At 51.3% G+C, this 17,753-nt stretch carries 20 protein-coding genes and 2 pseudogenes; 15 read left to right on the top strand and 7 right to left on the bottom strand.

The genetic code is table 11. The annotated features are described in order from the left end of the window. The first annotated feature begins 180 nt into the window (after positions 1 to 180). The 6 genes from DXB00_RS01165 to DXB00_RS16890 all read left to right on the top strand — a co-directional run bounded on the left by DXB00_RS01165 (position 181) and on the right by DXB00_RS16890 (position 3,878). Positions 181 to 735, top strand: coding sequence for a DUF4364 family protein (locus DXB00_RS01165; RefSeq protein ID WP_158578256.1), 555 nt, complete (start codon positions 181 to 183; stop codon positions 733 to 735). 5 nt (positions 736 to 740) lie between these two features. Next, positions 741 to 1,109, top strand: a complete 369-nt coding sequence (locus DXB00_RS01160; protein ID WP_147357269.1) for a CidA/LrgA family protein — start codon at positions 741 to 743, stop codon at positions 1,107 to 1,109. Beyond that, the gene (locus DXB00_RS01155; RefSeq protein WP_110435260.1) at positions 1,102 to 1,794 is read left to right on the top strand and encodes an LrgB family protein; all 693 of its coding nucleotides are present in this window, start codon (positions 1,102 to 1,104) and stop codon (positions 1,792 to 1,794) included. Before DXB00_RS01160 ends, DXB00_RS01155 begins: the two co-directional genes overlap by 8 nt. Positions 1,795 to 1,903: 109 nt before the next feature. Then, complete coding sequence (locus DXB00_RS01150) at positions 1,904 to 3,181, top strand: glycosyl hydrolase family 18 protein (RefSeq protein WP_119214412.1); 1,278 nt, start codon at positions 1,904 to 1,906, stop codon at positions 3,179 to 3,181. A gap of 152 nt (positions 3,182 to 3,333) precedes the next feature. Next, positions 3,334 to 3,540 carry a hypothetical protein gene (locus DXB00_RS16895; protein WP_243107124.1) on the top strand — a complete coding sequence of 69 codons (207 nt, stop codon included), beginning with the start codon at positions 3,334 to 3,336 and terminating at the stop codon, positions 3,538 to 3,540. Beyond that, complete coding sequence (locus DXB00_RS16890) at positions 3,525 to 3,878, top strand: CAP domain-containing protein (RefSeq protein ID WP_442861354.1); 354 nt, start codon at positions 3,525 to 3,527, stop codon at positions 3,876 to 3,878. Before DXB00_RS16895 ends, DXB00_RS16890 begins: the two co-directional genes overlap by 16 nt. Before the next feature lie 50 nt (positions 3,879 to 3,928). Here the strand turns inward: DXB00_RS16890 and DXB00_RS01140 are convergent, their stop codons facing one another. Then, positions 3,929 to 4,948 carry a DUF4179 domain-containing protein gene (locus DXB00_RS01140; protein ID WP_118728883.1) on the bottom strand — a complete coding sequence of 340 codons (1,020 nt, stop codon included), beginning with the start codon at positions 4,946 to 4,948 and terminating at the stop codon, positions 3,929 to 3,931. Next, positions 4,945 to 5,427 carry an RNA polymerase sigma factor gene (locus tag DXB00_RS01135; RefSeq protein WP_243107123.1) on the bottom strand — a complete coding sequence of 161 codons (483 nt, stop codon included), beginning with the start codon at positions 5,425 to 5,427 and terminating at the stop codon, positions 4,945 to 4,947. The genes DXB00_RS01140 and DXB00_RS01135 overlap by 4 nt, the downstream gene beginning before the upstream one ends. Before the next feature lie 472 nt (positions 5,428 to 5,899). Between DXB00_RS01135 and DXB00_RS01130 the strand changes: the two genes are divergently transcribed. Together DXB00_RS01130 and DXB00_RS01125 are read left to right on the top strand one after the other, a co-directional pair. Continuing rightward, a complete protein-coding gene (locus DXB00_RS01130) occupies positions 5,900 to 6,277 on the top strand; it encodes an RrF2 family transcriptional regulator (RefSeq protein ID WP_242988204.1) in 378 nt (125 codons plus the stop codon). 62 nt (positions 6,278 to 6,339) lie between these two features. Next, the gene (locus DXB00_RS01125) at positions 6,340 to 6,885 is read left to right on the top strand and encodes an NADH peroxidase (protein WP_110435265.1); all 546 of its coding nucleotides are present in this window, start codon (positions 6,340 to 6,342) and stop codon (positions 6,883 to 6,885) included. 98 nt (positions 6,886 to 6,983) lie between these two features. On the opposite strand, the gene DXB00_RS01120 is transcribed toward DXB00_RS01125, so the two are convergent. From DXB00_RS01120 to DXB00_RS16885, 5 genes and pseudogenes are all read right to left on the bottom strand, one after another. Next, positions 6,984 to 7,127, bottom strand: coding sequence for a FeoB-associated Cys-rich membrane protein (locus DXB00_RS01120; RefSeq protein WP_117751385.1), 144 nt, complete (start codon positions 7,125 to 7,127; stop codon positions 6,984 to 6,986). A 13-nt stretch (positions 7,128 to 7,140) separates the two neighbouring features. Further along, on the bottom strand, positions 7,141 to 9,525 hold the full coding sequence (feoB, locus tag DXB00_RS01115) for a ferrous iron transport protein B (protein WP_119214410.1): 2,385 nt from the start codon (positions 9,523 to 9,525) through the stop codon (positions 7,141 to 7,143). A 248-nt stretch (positions 9,526 to 9,773) separates the two neighbouring features. Beyond that, a pseudogene (locus DXB00_RS01110) lies at positions 9,774 to 9,908 on the bottom strand (IS256 family transposase); the annotation flags it as partial. Next, positions 9,869 to 10,258: a replication initiator protein A gene (locus tag DXB00_RS01105; protein WP_147358064.1), complete on the bottom strand. Its 390-nt coding sequence runs from the start codon at positions 10,256 to 10,258 to the stop codon at positions 9,869 to 9,871. The gene DXB00_RS01105 and the pseudogene DXB00_RS01110, both read right to left, overlap by 40 nt. Positions 10,259 to 10,296: 38 nt before the next feature. Further along, the gene (locus DXB00_RS16885; protein WP_243107122.1) at positions 10,297 to 10,662 is read right to left on the bottom strand and encodes a plasmid mobilization relaxosome protein MobC; all 366 of its coding nucleotides are present in this window, start codon (positions 10,660 to 10,662) and stop codon (positions 10,297 to 10,299) included. Between the two features lie 369 nt (positions 10,663 to 11,031). On the opposite strand from DXB00_RS16885, the gene DXB00_RS01095 reads away from it, so the two are divergent. The 7 genes and pseudogenes from DXB00_RS01095 (at position 11,032) to DXB00_RS01065 (ending at position 17,681) form a co-directional block, all read left to right on the top strand. Further along, positions 11,032 to 11,235 (top strand): DNA-binding protein, encoded by a 204-nt coding sequence (locus DXB00_RS01095; protein WP_118722653.1) that lies wholly within the window; start codon positions 11,032 to 11,034, stop codon positions 11,233 to 11,235. Positions 11,236 to 11,808: 573 nt separating this feature from the next. Beyond that, positions 11,809 to 12,497 (top strand): annotated as a pseudogene (locus DXB00_RS01085) (response regulator transcription factor). Then, entirely contained in the window at positions 12,494 to 13,264 is a 771-nt protein-coding gene (locus tag DXB00_RS16880; RefSeq protein ID WP_243107121.1) for a histidine kinase dimerization/phospho-acceptor domain-containing protein, read from the top strand. The pseudogene DXB00_RS01085 and the gene DXB00_RS16880 overlap by 4 nt, the downstream one beginning before the upstream one ends. Then, positions 13,251 to 13,742 (top strand): sensor histidine kinase, encoded by a 492-nt coding sequence (locus DXB00_RS16875; protein WP_243107120.1) that lies wholly within the window; start codon positions 13,251 to 13,253, stop codon positions 13,740 to 13,742. The genes DXB00_RS16880 and DXB00_RS16875 overlap by 14 nt, the downstream gene beginning before the upstream one ends. A 112-nt stretch (positions 13,743 to 13,854) precedes the next feature. Next, positions 13,855 to 14,529 (top strand): ABC transporter ATP-binding protein, encoded by a 675-nt coding sequence (locus DXB00_RS01075; RefSeq protein ID WP_117489470.1) that lies wholly within the window; start codon positions 13,855 to 13,857, stop codon positions 14,527 to 14,529. Beyond that, positions 14,526 to 16,955 (top strand): ABC transporter permease, encoded by a 2,430-nt coding sequence (locus DXB00_RS01070; RefSeq protein WP_118728877.1) that lies wholly within the window; start codon positions 14,526 to 14,528, stop codon positions 16,953 to 16,955. Before DXB00_RS01075 ends, DXB00_RS01070 begins: the two co-directional genes overlap by 4 nt. A gap of 456 nt (positions 16,956 to 17,411) precedes the next feature. After that, positions 17,412 to 17,681: a helix-turn-helix domain-containing protein gene (locus tag DXB00_RS01065; RefSeq protein ID WP_243022604.1), complete on the top strand. Its 270-nt coding sequence runs from the start codon at positions 17,412 to 17,414 to the stop codon at positions 17,679 to 17,681. Positions 17,682 to 17,753 lie beyond the last annotated feature (72 nt).

The following is a 17,753-nucleotide window of genomic DNA, read 5'->3' as shown; positions in this document are numbered from 1 at the left end:
ATCGCACATTTGTTCGCCTTGTATCTGCTGATTTTTTTACAGTATAATTCTTGCCGTTCTATATAATATTCTTTGTCATTTCAGCCGATTGCATTTTGCCCTGCCGAGTAGTATACTATGAAAAGCACTGACGAAAACGGCGTTTCGCCCTGCCGGGGAAGAGAAGGAGGCATCGCGCATATGGTTCGCTACGGTTTTATCCATACCAAAGAGGATATCAAGTTTCTGGTCCTGTTCGCCATGGATCTGCTGCCATTTCCGGTCAGCTTCAGCACCATTGTGGACTTAACGACCTGGTGCGACGAAGGCTTTGGCTACTTCGAGCTGAGCGAGGCTTTCTACGAGATGGTCCCGACCGGGCACATCGAGGAGATCCCCGACAAAGGAGAAACCCTGTACGCCATCACCGAAAAGGGACGCGAGGCTACCCGCATTTTCGAGAAGCAGCTTCCCTATCCGGTCCGCGAAGCCGCACAGCGCTCTGCGCTGCGTGTCGTCCGCCAGATTCGGCGCGACGCCGGCATCCACACCGCCGTCACCGAGCACGGCCCGAACGACCTGACCGTCCGCATGGAAATGGAGCAGGTGTTTGCAGTGGAAATGAACGTCGTCAGTCACGGACAGGCTGCCATGCTCGAGCGTACCTTTAAGGAAAACGCCGAGGCCGTCTACCAAACATTGCTCACCGCAATGACCAAAAACTACGCAAACGAGAAAGAAGCGCAAAAACCTTGAAACACATGAAGCAACTCGGTGTGCTGCTTGCCTGCTGTGTCGGCGGCTCACTGCTCTCCCTTTTACTCCGCGGTCTGCTGCCCGGCAACGTGCTCGGTCTGACCCTGCTGCTCGCCCTGCTCATCTTCGGTGCGGTTCGTCTGCACCATGTAGAGAGCGTAGCGGATTTTCTGCTGCAGAACATGGCGTTTTTCTTTCTGCCCGCCATGCTGGGCGTGCTGGAAATCTGGAACGACATCAAAAGCGAAGCACTCGCCATCCTTGCCGTCTGCCTGCTGACCACGCTGTGTACTGCCGCTGCTACCGCACTGACCGTACATATCGTGTTCCGTCTGCAGCACCGTGAAACCGAGGAGGCGTTCGACCATGACTGATCTTCTCTCCTCCTCGCAGTTCTGGCTGCTGGTTTCCATCGGTTTTTATGCGCTTGGCGTAGAGATTCAAAAGAAAACTGGTTCTGCGGTCTGCAATCCGCTGCTGATTGCCTCGATTCTGGTCGGTGCGCTGCTGATCGCAACCGGCACCCCCTACCAGACCTATGAGGAATCCGGCAAGCTGATTTCGTTCTTCCTGACACCGGCAACGGTAGCGCTTGCGATCCCGATTTACCGCAAGCTGGATGTACTGCTGAAAAACCTGCTGCCCATCCTGCTCGGTGCGTTCGTCGGCTCGATGGTATCCATCGGCAGCGTGCTGCTCTTCAGCCATCTGTTCGGTCTGAGCGAAAGCACGACGCTTTCTCTCGTGCCGAAATCGGTAACAACTCCGATTGCGGTCGCGGTAGCCGAAATGCTCGGCGGCGTAACCTCCATCACCGCGATTGCGGTTGTCATCACCGGCATCATCGGCGCGATCATCCTGCCGACCTTCCTCAAGTGCATCGGCGTGCGCAATCCGGTGCAGATGGGTCTGTCCATCGGCACAGCATCTCACGCAGTCGGTACCTCGCGTGCCATTGAGCTGGGTGAGACCGAAGGCGCGATTTCCGGTCTGGCGATCGGCGTTGCCGGTCTGCTGACGGCACTTATCGTGTCGATTGGCTCGGCAATTCTGTTATAATTGAAAATGGAGAATGGAAAATGTCGCTATCCTTGCGCGATACCCTAATTCTCCATTCACAGAACCACCTTTTCCCTGCATAAAATGCAGGAAGAAAGGTGGTTTTTCTATGGTGATCCATGTTGTTCGGCCGGGTGATTCGCTGTACCGCATTGCGCAGCTGCACGGTATTCCCCTGCCGTTCCTCATCCAGCAGAACGAGCTGCACGAACCGTACCGGCTTACGCCTGGGCAGACCATTGTCGTTCCGCAGCCGGAAAAAACGTACATTGTCCGCCGCGGCGACACGCTCGGCAGCATTGCCGCGCAGAACAGCACAACCGTGATGCAGCTGTGGCAGAACAATCCGCAGCTTGGCGGCACCGACCGCATTCAGCCGGGGCAGATGCTTGTACTCAGCTATGGAAATAAGCTGGGACGCTTTGCGGTGAACGGCTACGCCTATCCGAGCATCGACCTGCGCGTTCTGCGCCGAACACTGCCCTATCTGACGTACTTATCCGTATTTTCCGTCGGTTTTGACAACGCCGGACGCATTTTACCGTTCTCCGCCGAGCTGCTCGTGCGCATGGCGCGGCAGTATCAGGTAAAGCCTTTGCTCGTTCTGACAACACTCGGCGAGGACGGGCAGTTCTCCGGCGAACGTGCCCACCTGCTGCTGAACACCCCGACGGCTCGCGCGGCGCTGATCGAAAATCTGGCACAGGTACTGGCCATGCAGGGCTTCGCCGGTGTGGACATCGACTTTGAGTACGTGCCGCCGGAGGACGCGGACGCATATGCCGCGTTTGTCCGCTCGGTCCGCGAGCGGCTCTCGCCTGCCGGATACACGGTCTTCGCGGCACTCGCGCCTAAAACCTCCGCCGCGCAGCAAGGTCTTCTGTATGAGGCGCACGACTATGCCGCGCTCGGCTCTGCGGCGGACCGTGCCCTGCTGATGACCTATGAATGGGGTTACACGCTGTCCGCTCCGATGGCGGTCGCGCCGATTAACAAGGTAGAGCAGGTCGTGCGGTTTGCCGTGTCGCAGGTGCCGCAGGATAAGCTGTTCATGGGCATCCCGAACTACGGCTACGACTGGACGCTGCCCTATGTGCAGGGACAGTCGCGCGCCCGCAGTCTGGGCAGCGTGCAGGCCGTCGAACAGGCGATTCAGGTCGGTGCGCCGATTCGCTATGATGCCACGGCACAGTCTCCGCACTACAACTACTGGCGCGACCGTGCCGAGCACGAGGTCTGGTTTGAGGATGCGCGTTCTATCCGTGCCAAGTTGGCGCTTGCCGGAGAATATCAGCTGGCAGGCGTCAGCATCTGGAATATCATGCGGTATTTTCCGCAGTTGTGGCTCGTGCTGAACAGCCTGTACGACATCGAAAAGCTGGGATAAAATTCACCAAACCGACCGAGTTTTCCCTGTTTCGGTCGGTTTTTGCCGTATTCCGGCAGTTTCTCCTTGGATTTCCATTGCAAAACGGTTACAAAACCCGCTATCATACGGTGCATGGGAATTTCCCGCAAAATCCAAGGAGGTATCTACCTATGAAGTTCAAGAGACTCGTGCCGCTGGCACTTGCGCTTGTCATCGCATCCACCACTGCTGCAGAAGCCGCACATCTGCAGCAGAACCGCTTTTCGTTCGTCGTGCGTCCGAATTACACGCAGACGGTCAGCCGTCCTTTGGCGAGCAAGCCTCACAAAGCACCGCCGCGAACAGCAGCTACGCCGCGCAGGTGGTCTCGCTGGTAAACGCCGAACGTGCCAGACAGGGACTGCCCGCGCTGACCATCAGCACCACGGTGCAGCAGGCGGCGCAGACCCGCGCCGGAGAACTGCAAACCAGCTTTTCGCACACGCGCCCGAGCGGCGCATCCTGCTTTACCGTGCTGACCGAGGCCGGCGTTTCCTACGCGCGTGCCGGCGAAAACATCGCCTATGGTCAGAGCACGCCGGAGGCTGTTGTGCAGTCGTGGATGAACTCGTCCGGCCACCGCGCGAACATTCTCAGCAGCAGCTTCACCTCGATCGGCGTCGGCTGTACCGTTGTGAACGGAACCGCATACTGGGCACAGCTTTTCACTGCATAAACGCAAAACAGACCGCATTTGCGGTCTGTTTTGCTCTATCCTGCCGTTTATCACGAGAGCGGATATACCTCGCTGTTGATGGTGACCGACTGCACATTATCCAGGTCAAATGCACGCGCAAGCACCGCAATCTCGGTGTCGATACGGTCGGTGTCCTCGGTGGAATTGAAACCGTAAGTGTACAATGTCCGATCGATATCGGCGTTTTCATCCAGAATAACGTACTCCGAGCCGTCCTTCAGCTGCACGCTCAGCGTATCCACATCATCCACCGTGCAGTGCATATCCGCGTTGCGGATGCGAATGCCGATCTGCGACAGAGTTACATCACCGTCTGCGCTCGTCAGGTACGGCATCTGCTGAAATTCCGGCAGATCGACCGCCAGAACCGTCTTTGCGGTACCCGCTCCGTCCGCACGCACGGTCGTTTTACCCGGCTCGAGCGCCTCCAGACGGAGCGGCTCTCCCTGCCTGTAATCGCTTGAAATCGCAAACGCACCTTCTAAATAATAGTCGTTGTCGGTCGAACGCGCGGTATCGAGGTAAAACTCGCCGCCGCAGAAGCCGCTGTCGCCGTACATCACCTCGAAATCAAGCTGTCCCTCCTCGGCATAGCACGAGGACAGCGTGGACCATGTGATGTCTGGCTTGTTCTGATAGCTGTCGATCAGGTGCGCCAGCGTGAACGGCTTTACGCCGTCCTGCTTTTTGTTTGCAAGGTGCAGACTGATCACGCCCGTGCCCGCGCTTTCGTCAAACAGCACGGATTCTACGGACAGGCGGTAGCTGTCGTTCTCGTCGGTCAGCCTGGTGCTGTCCGCCGTCTGCACATACCCTTCGAGATTCGCGTCTCCGCCATTCGGAAACAGCAGTGGAAACCAGCTCTGTGCATTCGCGGCGAATGCGGTTCCGCCGATGCACAGCGCTGCCGCCAGTCCGGCGCAGACGATTTTCTTCGCTGAGAAACGGCGTACCGGCTTGCTTTCTCGCTCGGGCAGGCTGTCCAGTGCCCTGCGGACACTGCGGTCAAATTCTTCGGTCATTTTCGGGAAATCATTATGGCTCATCATGCGAAGCACGCTCCTTTCAAGTCCTTGCGCAAATGCTCTCTTGCCGCTCGGAGACGGGTCTTGACCGTGTTTTCCGGTATGCCGAGCATTCCGGCAATCTCACGGGTCTTAAAGCCCTCTAAGTAGTACAGCTCCACCGGCAGGCGCAGCTTTTCCTCCAGTGCGGTGATGGCGACATACAGGTCACTGTAATCATCAGCCGCAGGCGCCGGTATCGCCTCTGCAGCAGCCGCGTCATACGACGCAAGCCGCTGCTGACGGCGCAATATCGTGCTGCACTCGTTGATGAGTATGCGGACCAGCCATGTTTTGAAATACCGCGTGCTGCGCAGCGAATCCAGCTGCTCCCATGCCCGCAGGATTGCCTGCTGCGCCGCGTCTGCACAGTCATGCTCACTGCGGAGCATGGTTTTCGCTACGCGGTACAGCGTAGGCTCGGCTGCCAGCACCGCGGAGGTAAATTGCTCTCTATCCATCATAAGCGGGTTCTCCTTTCCGAAAGCGTCCGGACAGCGCAGACAGTTTTCGCGAAAAGCGCTTCTGTCTGCTGCTTTCATCTATTAGACGGTTCGGTGCGGCAAATGGTTTTGTGAAAGGAAAATTTTTCGTACTTGCATTTTGCATTACCTATTATACAGTACAAGCGCACAAAACGAAATCGGTACAGAGATTCAAAATACATTTCCCCACCGTATCGCACAATACAAATGAATAAATGACGAATGCTGAATCTCCACGTTCATTTTCCATCCTCAACTCTCCATTCCTGAACCGATAGACAAAAGTCTCCCGCCATGGTATACTGTCCTTATCTGGTATAGTTAATTCGAGTCACTTATTGATAACTATTATCAAATAAAAAATATTATTTATTTTTAAGAAAACCTATTGACATTTTGGCACAACACGGTTATACTAAAGTTGTTCCAAGGAGAGAAAGGAAGGAACGATTTGAGAATCACACATGAAGCGGATTATGCAATTCGTGTGACCTATTGTCTGGCACTTGCAGGCGAAAAGCAGTGCGCGAAGGATATTTCCGAGGCAACCGGCGTAACACTCCGGTTTGCACTTAAAATTCTCCGCAAGCTGACGCAGTCCGGTATTACAAAATCCTATAAGGGCGTTGCCGGCGGCTATGAGCTGAACCACTCCCCATCGGAGATCAGTCTCGGCGCGATCATCGAATGCATCGATGGTCCGATTGCTATCAATCACTGCCTTGCAAATGAGTTCCAGTGCACACACATGGTACCCAGAATGAATGTGATTTTCATCGCGTGTTCTCGGAGATCAACCGATCTCTGCGCGATCAGCTTTGTTCGATAACAATGGATCGTTTCCTGCCCCCTCAAAAATAAATTTGTTCAACGATACAGGAGGAAAAAATCATGAAAAAGTTTGTTTGTTCCGTATGTGGTTATGTATATGAAGGCGAAGCAGCTCCGGCAGAGTGCCCGATCTGCCACGCACCGGCAGAGAAGTTCAAGGAGCAGGCTGGCGAAAAGACCTGGGCAGCTGAGCACGTTGTAGGCGTTGCACAGGGTGCTCCGGAGGACATCATGGCTGACCTGCGTGCTAACTTTGAGGGCGAGTGCTCCGAGGTTGGTATGTATCTGGCAATGGCTCGCGTTGCACACCGCGAGGGCTATCCGGAAATCGGCCTGTACTGGGAGAAGGCTGCATTCGAGGAAGCAGAGCACGCTGCTAAGTTCGCAGAGCTGCTTGGCGAGGTTGTAACCGACTCCACCGAGAAGAACCTGCAGATGCGTGTAGACGCTGAGAACGGCGCAACCGCTGGCAAGTTTGATCTGGCAAAGCGCGCTAAGGCTCTGAACCTCGATGCTATCCATGACACCGTACATGAGATGGCACGCGACGAGGCTCGCCACGGCAAGGCTTTCGAGGGCCTGCTGAAGCGTTACTTCAACAAGTAATTGAGACTATTCAGAGGACAGGCAGAAATGCCTGCCCTCTTTTTTCAGAAACCGATAAACAGCAGCCTGTCCGCTCCAAGAGCGGACAGGCTGCTGTTTTATCTGTGTTTTTCACTTTTGCACTGCACGGGACAGCCGGAGCAGTGTCCGGAACAGCCGGACGGATGCTTTTTCATCGAACGGAGCGCGGCAAACAGCGCGATGCCGATCAATGCCAGAATCAAAATAGTGGGGAGATTCATATACCGTGCCTCCTTATGCCAGACCAAATGCAAGACCGATACAGCGGACGGCAAAGGCAATGAGCCATGCGATCACGCATTGGGTCAGCGCAGTCGTGATGGCAGCCCGTGTGCTGCCCATCTCACGCTTTACGGTGGCAATTGCCGCAACACAAGGGGTGTAGAGCAGCACGAATACCAGAAATACGACCGCGGTAAACGGCGTAAACAGGGTGCCGATGCTGGATACCTCGCCGCCGAGCAGCAGCGTCAGCGTGGATACAACGCTTTCCTTTGCGGTAAAGCCGGTAATCAGGGCGGTGGACACACGCCAGTCCGCAAAGCCGAGCGGTGCAAACAGTGGTGCAAAAATGCTGCCCAGCGCAGCCAGCAGGCTGCTTTCCGGCATAGACACCACATTAAAGCGTGCATCGAAGGTCTGCAGGAACCAGATTACGATAGAAGCGGCAAAGATGATGGTAAATGCCTTCTGGATAAAGCCCTTTGCCTTTTCCCAGATAAGGTGCACAACACTTTTGGCACTGGGCAGACGGTAATTCGGCAGCTCCATGACGAACGGAACCGGTTCGCCCTTGAAGCGGGAGACCTTCAAAATGACCGCATACAGGATGCCGCAGAGAATGCCGAACAGATACAGGCCTATCATAGCAAGCGCACGATACCGCCTGGGGAAAAAGGCGCTGATCATCATGGTGTAGATGGGCAGCTTGGCCGAGCAGCTCATAAACGGGGTAAGTAAAATCGTCATGCGGCGGTCACGCTCACTGGACAGTGTACGGGTAGCCATAATGGCCGGAACCGAGCAGCCGAAGCCGACCAGCATCGGCACAAAGCTGCGGCCGGACAGTCCCAGCTTGCGGAGCGGCCGATCCATGATAAAGGCCACACGCGCCATATAGCCGGTGTCCTCCAGAATCGAGAGGAAGAAGAACAGCGTTACAATGGTCGGCAGGAAGCTGAGTACGCTGCCAACGCCGTTTGCGATGCCGTCTACAACGAGCGAGTGAACAACGGGATTGATCTGCAGGGCAGATAACCCGGCATCCAGCCACGAAATGCAGGCATCGACCAGAACGGTCATGCCGTCGGACAGCCATGCGCCGATCCAGCTGAAGGTCATGATGAAGATCAAACCCATGATACCGGCAAAGCAAGGGATAGCGGTGTATTTGCCGGTCAAAAAGCGGTCGATCGCCATACTGCGTTTATGCTCTTTGCTCTCGTGCGGGCGGACGACTGTTGTGCTGCACAGGTTTTCCAGAAAGCTGAACCGCATGTTTGCCAGCGCCGCTTCGCGGTCCAGACCGGAATCCTTCTCCATGACAGATACGATCTGGTCAAAAGCGGAGCGATTGTCATCGGACAGCGCGAGCGCCTTTTCGATGAGCGGGTCCTTTTCGATCAGCTTGGTGGCGGCAAAGCGCACCGGCAGATCGGCTCGTTTGGCATTCGGCTTGATCATCAGGGCGGTTGCATGGATGCATCGGTGAACAGCGGCGACCGGATCGTTCTTGTCGCTGCTGTCCTGGCAGAAGTCGATGCCTCTGGGTGTCTCCTGATAGCGGGCGATGTGGATCGCGTGGTCGATCAGCTCATCAATGCCTTCGTTCTTTGCGGCTGAGATTGGCACTACCGGAATGCCGAGTGCCTGTTCAAGCTCATTTACATGAACGGTGCCGCCGTTTGCACGGACCTCGTCCATCATATTCAACGCCAGCACCATCGGAATGCCCAGCTCCATCATCTGCATGGTCAGGTAGAGGTTTCGCTCAATGTTGGTCGCGTCTACAATATTGATGATGCCGTCCGGCTTGTTGTCCAGCAGAAAGCTGCGGGTTACGATCTCCTCGCTGGAATATGGTGACAGCGAATAGATGCCGGGCAGGTCGGTAACGGTTGCCTCCGGATGGCTGCGAATCGTGCCGTCCTTGCGGTCCACCGTAACACCGGGGAAGTTGCCGACATGCTGGTTGGCACCGGTCAGCTGATTGAACAGCGTCGTTTTGCCGCAGTTCTGATTGCCGGCAAGCGCAAATGTCAGTTTTTTATCGGCAGCCGCGGCTTTGGCGTGCTCATAAATGTAGTAGTCCTTGGATTTCCTGAGCTCGCCCATGCCGGGGTGCGCCGCAGGACGGTGGCGTACCTGTCCAGCGGAAGGCTTTTTTGTTCGCTGATACGGCGTGCCGACTTCGATCTTCCGCGCTTCATCCAGGCGCAGGGTCAATTCATAGCCGCGCAGCTCAAACTGCACCGGATCCCCCATCGGAGCGACCTTCTGCAGCGTGACCTCGGTCTGCGGCGTCAGTCCCATATCGAGCAGGTGATGGCGTAAGGCTCCGCTTCCGCCTACTGCGGTGATCTTCGCACTTTCATGCGGTTTCAGTTTATCCAATGTCATATCTATATCTCCTCGCGGCTTCGTGCCGTCGACAGTTTTGCTCTATACTCGTAGACTATTATTCTCCTATGAGCGGGAGTTGTCAATGTTTATTATACAGCAATCCTGCCGATTGTGCACACGCAACACACGGATGACATCGAGAATTACGAGGAACATAACGCCAACGGGGGCGGAAGTCAAGGGGCACCCTCGTTCATTGGGGTCTCGCCGGCGATAAAGCGCCCCTTGACCTTCGAGCCGGGTTGTTAATCAGGCATCCGATCCTCGAAGTAGATTGCCAGCTGGGCATAAATCATGCTCCAGTCCTGTCTGCGGCCAGTCCACTTTTTCGTGATGTCGATCATTGCCAGATACAGCATTTTGAAAAAGCTGTCATCGGTTCGGTCTTACTATGTTCTTTATACTCTGCATCAGTATTACTTGTGGGCAATTTCTGCCCCATGCAAGGGGAAGAAACCTGCACCCTGTCCGGGATTTGCAGAAAGATGCGGTTCGCCTGATTCCAGCCCTGACGTACGCGGGTGATCAGCCCGGCATTTTCCAGCTCCCGCAGGGCGGTTTTGACCGTCCGCTCACTCCGGTCAAGGTCATCCGCCATCTGCTTGATCGTATAGATCACATACACATTCCCATCCTCGGACACCCAGCCGCTTTTCTGGGAAAGCGTAGTGCGGTTGAGCAGAAGCCCATATAGCAGCTTGGCGTTGATGGAATATTCGCCCGCCAGCATGAAGCGCGGCAAGGGAATGAACGGCGGCAATGCGGTATTCAGTTTGAAATAGATTTTTCATCACATCCTCTCTGGTCTGGTGTGATACGGCTGCTATGGCGGTTTTCTGTTAGGTCCGCGAGGGGAGTACGCAGCTGTGCCACCCTTTTTTGCCCTCTTTGACTGATAATGCGGACAAATAACGACAACCGCCCGGAAACTCTGCTTGCAATCGTGGACGCAGCGGCGGCTAACTTTTTCTGCTCGGTGTAATCGACCTTGATGATGTACCCGTCAATCAGCATTTTCCGGACATATGCGCCGAAGTTGCGGGTGCCAAGCTGGTTCATCTTGTGGCGAACCATGCTCAATTCCTGCTCATTCAGGCAGATTTCTTTGCGGATGGGTCGCGTGCGGTCTGGCATATCAAAGAACTCCTTTCACTTTACAACGGACATTTCTTCGTCGAAACGCAGGTATCGAAACGAAAGATTTTCAAAAAATATGCGCCCCTGCTTTTGCAAAAGCGGGAGCGCGTTGTATTTGCGGATATGAGATTTGAGAGAGTAGCAAGCACATCCGGTGTCCGTACACACCGGAAAAATGAGCGTTTCAGCCTTGCAGCCGATACGCCCATTTTGATTTTTGGGGAAGCCCCAAACCCTTGATTTTTAAGTTGTAGATACTTTCTGGGCTTTTCCGAAAAGCCCTTTCTTTTATTCGCTTTGACGATTATAATTATACTGTGATTTTATAAGCAGACGCAGAACTGAACTGCAACAGGAGTACCGCCCATGAAGTATTTATCTATCGCGCAAACCGCCGAACGCTGGGGTATCTCCACCCGCCGTATTCAGATTTTGTGCGGCGAGGGGCGCGTCCCCGGTGCGATCCGCATTGGCTCGGTCTGGGGGATTCCAGAGGACGCAGAGAAGCCAGCGGACGCGAGAATCAAGAACGGCAAGTATATCAAGAAGCCCGTCGAAAACGAAAAATGAGCCGCATCATGTCTCAACGGAAAACATTCTGCCGGACGAGCAAGGTGTTGCTTGCTTTGGCACGACTGATTCTTCAGAGCGAGTGACATATTTTCAAGCGGAGGACGTGCTTGTTAGCAACATCCGTCCATATTTCAAAAGGATGTGGTTCGCAACAACTTCGGGCGGGTGTAACGCCGATGTCCTGTGTTTTAGAGCCTTGGACAAGAAGTACGCATACCTTCTGAAATCCATCATGTTTCAAGATGGATTCTTCGATTATGTCATGTCAGGGGCAAAAGGAACAAAAATGCCTCGTGGTGACAAAACTCACATCATGCTGTACCCGATCCCGCTTTTTTCCGAGACACAGCTCCTGAAATTTATTGAATATAATAAAATTAGTTTTGGGGAGGAGGGTGAATGCGGTCCCTTTCCCGCGTCAGCCGGAAGCAAAGGTATAGCACACTAGACTTTCCTGCGGAAAATCGTGTGCCAACAGGAATGCAGAATTCGCCTGAATCAATAAAAGCATTTGCAGTATTTGATGTAACGTTTAACATATATAGCTAAGACGGAAGGGTGGTTTGAATTATGCCAAATATCCTTGTGGTTGAGGATGATGAAAATTTAAATCGTGGAATTACATTTTCACTGAAAAAATCCGGATATGAGGTTTTTTCAGCAGAATCAGTGAAAAAAGCGAAAAGAATTGCAAGTGATAATAATGTGGATGTTGCCATTTGTGATGTGAATCTTCCGGATGGGAATGGATTGGAATTTGTAAGGTGGATGAGATGCAATTATAATACATACATTATTTGTCTTACCGCACTAGATCAGGAGATGGATCAGGTCATGGGATATGAAGCAGGGCAGATGATTATATTACAAAGCCGTTTAGTCTTTCGGTACTTCTTTTGAAAATAGAAGCACATTTCCGCCGCAGACAGGAGAAAACAGAAGCCGGAAAGATGATTTCGGGAGATATCGTATTTAGCGCAGGAGAAATGAAAGTCCTGATAAAGAGTCGTGAAATCAGTCTGACAAAAACGGAGTTGAAAATGCTGACTTTTTTTCTTCAGAATCCGAAACAGATTCTTTCAAAAACACAAATATTGGAAAATGTGTTTGATCTGGAAGGGGATTTTGTGGATGAAAATACAATCGCTGTCAATATCAGAAGACTCCGTGAGAAAATCGAAGACAATCCGGCTGCACCGGTCTATATAAAGAATATCAGAGGTCTTGGGTATATATGGAATCAGGAGGTAAGTCAGTGACGAAACGACATCGTAAAAAGTGGGTTGATGCCTTGTCACTGGTGCTGCCGGTTCTACTCTTTTTTGCGGTATTGAACTGCTTTACCACCTATTTATATTATCAGGATTATCAATGTAAAATGGATATCCTGACAGAAGTTGCGGCGGGCGCAGAGACCACCGGCATGGATGTTGCCGCAGGATGGCTGAAAGGAAACGACCATCAAGCCAATGAACAAGGTAAGCAATTATTAGAGCAATACGGGTACTGGGAAAACAAAGGGACTTCGTTTTATGTGCGCTTCCGGCAGAATATCATGATAACCGGCTGTACAAGTGCAGTGCTATGTCTGTCTTTGCTAACGTTCCTGTTTTACCGGAAGAAGGTTGAGGCGAAAGAAAGTCGGAAACGATTGGAGCAGCTAGAGCAAATCCTGATTGCATTTCGAGAAAATCACTTTGAGGTAGTGCCGGACACAGAAGATCATGTCGGGCAGGAAAGACTGAAATTTCAGCTTGAAGCAATCGGACATCATATCCAGCTGCTGCAAGAGGAAGCCAGAGCGGAGAAGGAAAGCACAAAGGAAATGGTATCCGACATTTCCCATCAGCTGAAAACCCCGGTTGCAGCCTTGGATACCTGCTTTAGCATATTGCTGCGGAACAATCTGAGTGAGACGGAGCAACAGATTTCGCATCCGATGCCGGAGTGCATTGGACGGATTGGAAACATTGTTGCAGTCTCTGCTGGAAATATCCAAACTGGAGACAGGTTTGATTCAGCTTGATCAGAAAACACTTCCCATTATGGATACGATCATCTCCGCAGTAAACCGAACGTATCCAAAGGCAGCGGAGAAAGGGATAGAACTTATTTTCGACTGCAACGAATCACTGGAGCATTGTGCACTTATGCAGGATAAACGTTGGCTTGGAGAAGCAATCATTAACGTTTTGGACAATGCCATCAAATACAGCCCAGAACATTCAAAAATCACGATCCGTCTACAAAAAAGAACCGGCTTTGTGAGAATTGAGATCGAGGATCAGGGAATCGGAATCCCGCAGAGTGAATACCATAAAATATTCCAGCGGTTTTACAGAGGGACTGCGCCGGAAGTCCGCGAAAAGAGCGGAACTGGCATCGGTCTGTATCTGTCCAGACAGATTATTGAGCAGCATGGTGGGACAATCACGGTAGCCTCCGGCAAAGTCAGAAAAGGAAGTACATTTTTGATTCAGCTGCCGGAGAATGGACTTTCGTAGAGATGATGAGCAGAAGTCTTTCAAATCTGTAAGACTTCTGCTCTCTTTTTGAAAGTGAAATGAAAGGTTCCTTTGATACAATGCTGGTAAATAAGAAAAGGAGGCCATTGGAGTGGGCGTGATATTAGAAACGAATCAGCTTTGCAAATTTTATGGGACGGGGGAAAATCAGGTCAAAGCCGTCAATCATGTGAATATCCAGATTGGGCAGGGAGAATTTGTCGCCATTGTCGGAAAATCCGGCTCCGGAAAAAGTACCCTGCTGCATATGCTGGGCGGGCTGGATACACCAACCAGCGGCAGCGTGATCTTGTCTGACAAGGACCTGTATTCCATGAAGGAGGATCAGCTTGCCGTTTTCCGGAGAAGAAAGATCGGATTTGTATTTCAGGCATTCAATCTGGTATCCTCCATCAATGTGTGGGAAAATATCGTTCTTCCGTTGGGGCTTGACGGAAAAAAAGTGGATAAAGCTTATGTCAATGATATTATCACCACACTGGGTCTTGAACACCGGATTCATAATCTTCCGAATACTCTCTCCGGAGGACAGCAGCAGCGCGTTGCGATTGCAAGAGCCTTGGTAAACAGACCGGAGATTTTGCTTGCGGACGAGCCAACCGGAAATCTTGATTCCAAGACAAGTGACGAGGTGATCGCGCTGCTGAAAATGAGCGCAAAAAAATATGGACAGACGATTGTAATGATTACTCATGATGATGAGATCGCGCAGGTTGCTGACCGTATTTTAGTCATCGAGGATGGACAGGTGGTGGATTTTAATTGAGGACGATCAGCAAAATTGCATTCAGCAACGACAAAAGAAATCGGACAAGAAGTGTCCTCATTATGACGGCGATTTGCCTGACTACCATGCTTCTGGTCATTATCAGTACAATTGGAAATGGACTAATCCTCTTACAGAAGGATCAGGCTGCAAGCTCATACGGAAGCAACTACGGCCTGTTTATCGCCGCAGATGGTACGCAATTAAAAGAAGTGGAACGCAGAGCTGAGATATCTGATATCGGCATCATGTGTACGGAGGGCATCCTGAAAGGAAATGAAAATGGCGGCTTTGTCAGTGCGGATGAAACGGTCAGGAAAATGCTTCCCTATAATCAGGAATATGTGTTGAAGGAAGGTACCTATCCGGAAAAGGCGCAGGAAATTGCCGCAGGACGTGCTTTCTTTGATGCAGTGGGATACCATGATGTAAAGGTCGGAGACACCGTAACATTGGAGTACCGTTCCGGCATGCAGTCGGAATACGCACCGGTGGAATTTACTGTCAGCGGGATTTTATATGACCGGGATGAATATACCATCGAGGCTTCCTATGTTGTATTTGGTTCGCAGGATTTTTATAATGAGCGTGTTGCGGAGGGTGACAGGCAATATAATATCTATTTTACCTTGAGCGATTCTGCAAATGTATCTATGAATAATGTTGCACCTGTTATAAAAGAAATCGCGGATTCCTGCGGCATTGACCAGAAAAACGTGAGCATCAATGACCTCTACCTACAGTGGGTATTGCAGCCGAGCTATGAAATGATTGCGGTTTGTGGAACCCTGATCCTCGGAATCGTGCTGTTTTCCGTTGTGGTCATTTATAATATCTTCCATGTCGGGATCGCCCAGAAGGTTCAGGAGTACGGAAAAATCAAGGCGCTGGGTGCAACCAGAAAGCAGATGAAGCAGTTGATCTTTCGTGAGGGCATTCTTCTGGCGGTTCCTTCGATACCGCTGGGGCTGCTGTTTGGTTTCCTGATTGCAAAAGTCAGCTTCAACTGGCTGGTGGAACAGGGAAATCTGGTATCGTCCGGAATCAAGAACCATCAGGTGCCTCTGTTTTCACTGACAATTATGCTCATCTGCATTTTTGTATCGTTTCTTACGGTCGTTTTGGCTCTGCGCAAACCCATGAAAATTGTTTCCCGGATTTCACCCATCGAAGCGACACGGTATCTTGGCGGCTCCAAAACGCAAAAACAGGGCAGACGAAAAGGCAGAAAAGATGTCACCGTTTTCTCCATGGCAATGGCAAATGTGACAGGCAATCCGAAAAGAACCATTGCTACGATTCTTACCATGGGGCTTTCCTGTGTATTGTTTGTAATTATCGCTAATTATGTAGGAAATATTGATACGGAGCATGAAGCACGTCTTTCCGTTAATCATGGACAATTTGAACTGCAGCTGGATTATTCCCAGAATTATGATGAAGCCTATTCGGAGAATAATCTGGACACAATCCTACAGAACAACCCACTGAATGATTCTTTGATTAAAGAAATCAAATCCATCCCCGGTGTAACGGATGTACTGACGAGAGAAATCGTCTCTGCAGATTTGAACGGAACAAAATTTCCGGTTGCAATCGTAAATCAAGAGGATTTTGAAATGATGCGCGGGGATGGCGATATCGGTTCCATGGACTATGCACAGGCTGTCAAAAACGGGGATGTTTTCTTTGGCTGGTCCATGTGGATGGAAGCTGACGGGTATTCTGCGGGTGCACCGATTACATTCAACTTTGATAACGGAAGCGGAACCTATACCTATCATGGGAAAATCGCAGGCTCCTTTGTAAGCGCGGACACTTATCTGGTCATTCCGGAAGAAGTATACCGCTCTGTAAATCCGAAAGGGACATCTTATGGATACCTGTGGGTGGATTGTGATAAAAAAGATGTTGCATCTGTGGAACAGAGTCTGAATACTTTGATTTCTAATACTTCGCATATAAAAATGGATACCTATCATGCACAGTTACAATCTGCAGAATACGCAAGCCGTATGATGAAGCTTGGCTGCTATCTGTTCATGGCAATTGTCGGTCTCATTGGGTTTATGAATCTGGCAAACACCATGATCATCAATATCACCACGAAGAAGCAAGAATACGGTGTGCTGCAAGCGGTAGGCATGACCAATAAGCAGTTGAATCTGAGCTTACAAATACAGGGCTTGATTTTTACGGTTGGCACCATCTGCGTCGCACTTGCTGCCGGTCTGCCCCTTGGCTATGCACTGTTTTCCTATGCGAAGCATAATGGGATTTTTGGAATGAACGTTTATCACGTTCCTCTTATCCCGATTCTTGTTATGATTCTTCTGGTTGGTATTCTACAAATTGTGCTTTCCTGTGTTTTAAGCAGTAATCTGAAAAAGGAAACGCTGGTTGAAAGAATAAGGTATCAGGGATAGTAGATTCTATAAAAAGCAAGCTGCCGCTCAAGATGGGCGGCAGCTTACCTTTATAGTGATTCAAACATAAAAGTCAAATTTTGCGAGGACCCGCCATCGTCTCAACCTTGTCCGTTCTTCCTACAAAGAACAGGTCAACGGCTATTTTTAGCCCTAACTGATCAAAGATCCCCACCCCAAACGGCTCCTCAAAAAAATATTGTCAGCTTTCCATTTACTTTGTCCATAAGAATCCCTCCTAAAATTGATTGAACAAAGAATGGACAACCCGGAGGGGCAGGTTACTTACCCTATCTATATAGGACGACCGGGCTACCTACCGGCTTTTGGTAGGTAGCTCCACTCTATCACCCTCATCACGGACAGTCAACGCAATGTCGTTAGCAAAATCAACGACGGCGCACCGTGGATAATGACACCGCCGTTAGGTACACTAAATGCAAAGGTGGTGAGGCTATGCGCGAGAAGAAGGACATCAATATTGAAATCGGCGGCAATATTCAAGTGGCAAGAGAACAGGCGGGCTATACGCAGGACACGCTCTCAGAAATGCTTGGCATGACGCCGAATCACCTGAGTGCTATTGAGCGTGGTGCTTCCGGTATCTCTCTTGAAGCCTTGCAGCGCCTTTGCCGTTTGCTCGGCGTCAGTGCGGACCGAATATCTTTGGGACTGACGAGCCAGAAGCGGAAGCCCTTGCGCTTGCCAGACGTATTTCGGATATAAAGCCGGAATACCGGCAACAGGTTCAAGAGCTGCTGTCCGCAATTTTGAATATGTCATAAAAAAAGAGCCTCT

It is taken from the genome of Butyricicoccus sp. OF10-2, from assembly GCF_003481925.1.
Lineage (GTDB): Bacteria > Bacillota > Clostridia > Oscillospirales > Butyricicoccaceae > Agathobaculum > Agathobaculum butyriciproducens.
Note: the sequence above shows the minus strand (reverse complement) of the source record. Positions and strands in the feature narration are given on the sequence as shown.

Bases quoted from the DNA above. Each gene is read 5' to 3' on its own strand.
- DXB00_RS01135 (WP_243107123.1), bottom strand. From the start codon at position 5,427: ATGATGGATAGAGAGCAATTTACCTCCGCGGTGCTGGCAGCCGAGCCT.
- DXB00_RS16895 (WP_243107124.1), top strand. From the start codon at position 3,334: ATGAAGTTCAAGAGACTCGTGCCGCTGGCACTTGCGCTTGTCATCGCA.
- DXB00_RS01095 (WP_118722653.1), top strand. From the start codon at position 11,032: ATGAAGTATTTATCTATCGCGCAAACCGCCGAACGCTGGGGTATCTCC.
- DXB00_RS01105 (WP_147358064.1), bottom strand. From the start codon at position 10,258: ATGCTGGCGGGCGAATATTCCATCAACGCCAAGCTGCTATATGGGCTT.
- DXB00_RS01165 (WP_158578256.1), top strand. From the start codon at position 181: ATGGTTCGCTACGGTTTTATCCATACCAAAGAGGATATCAAGTTTCTG.
- DXB00_RS01140 (WP_118728883.1), bottom strand. From the start codon at position 4,948: ATGATGAGCCATAATGATTTCCCGAAAATGACCGAAGAATTTGACCGC.
- feoB (WP_119214410.1), bottom strand. From the start codon at position 9,525: ATGACATTGGATAAACTGAAACCGCATGAAAGTGCGAAGATCACCGCA.
- DXB00_RS01160 (WP_147357269.1), top strand. From the start codon at position 741: ATGAAGCAACTCGGTGTGCTGCTTGCCTGCTGTGTCGGCGGCTCACTG.
- DXB00_RS01120 (WP_117751385.1), bottom strand. From the start codon at position 7,127: ATGAATCTCCCCACTATTTTGATTCTGGCATTGATCGGCATCGCGCTG.
- DXB00_RS01150 (WP_119214412.1), top strand. From the start codon at position 1,904: ATGGTGATCCATGTTGTTCGGCCGGGTGATTCGCTGTACCGCATTGCG.
- DXB00_RS01065 (WP_243022604.1), top strand. From the start codon at position 17,412: ATGCGCGAGAAGAAGGACATCAATATTGAAATCGGCGGCAATATTCAA.
- DXB00_RS16885 (WP_243107122.1), bottom strand. From the start codon at position 10,662: ATGCCAGACCGCACGCGACCCATCCGCAAAGAAATCTGCCTGAATGAG.
- DXB00_RS01125 (WP_110435265.1), top strand. From the start codon at position 6,340: ATGAAAAAGTTTGTTTGTTCCGTATGTGGTTATGTATATGAAGGCGAA.
- DXB00_RS01155 (WP_110435260.1), top strand. From the start codon at position 1,102: ATGACTGATCTTCTCTCCTCCTCGCAGTTCTGGCTGCTGGTTTCCATC.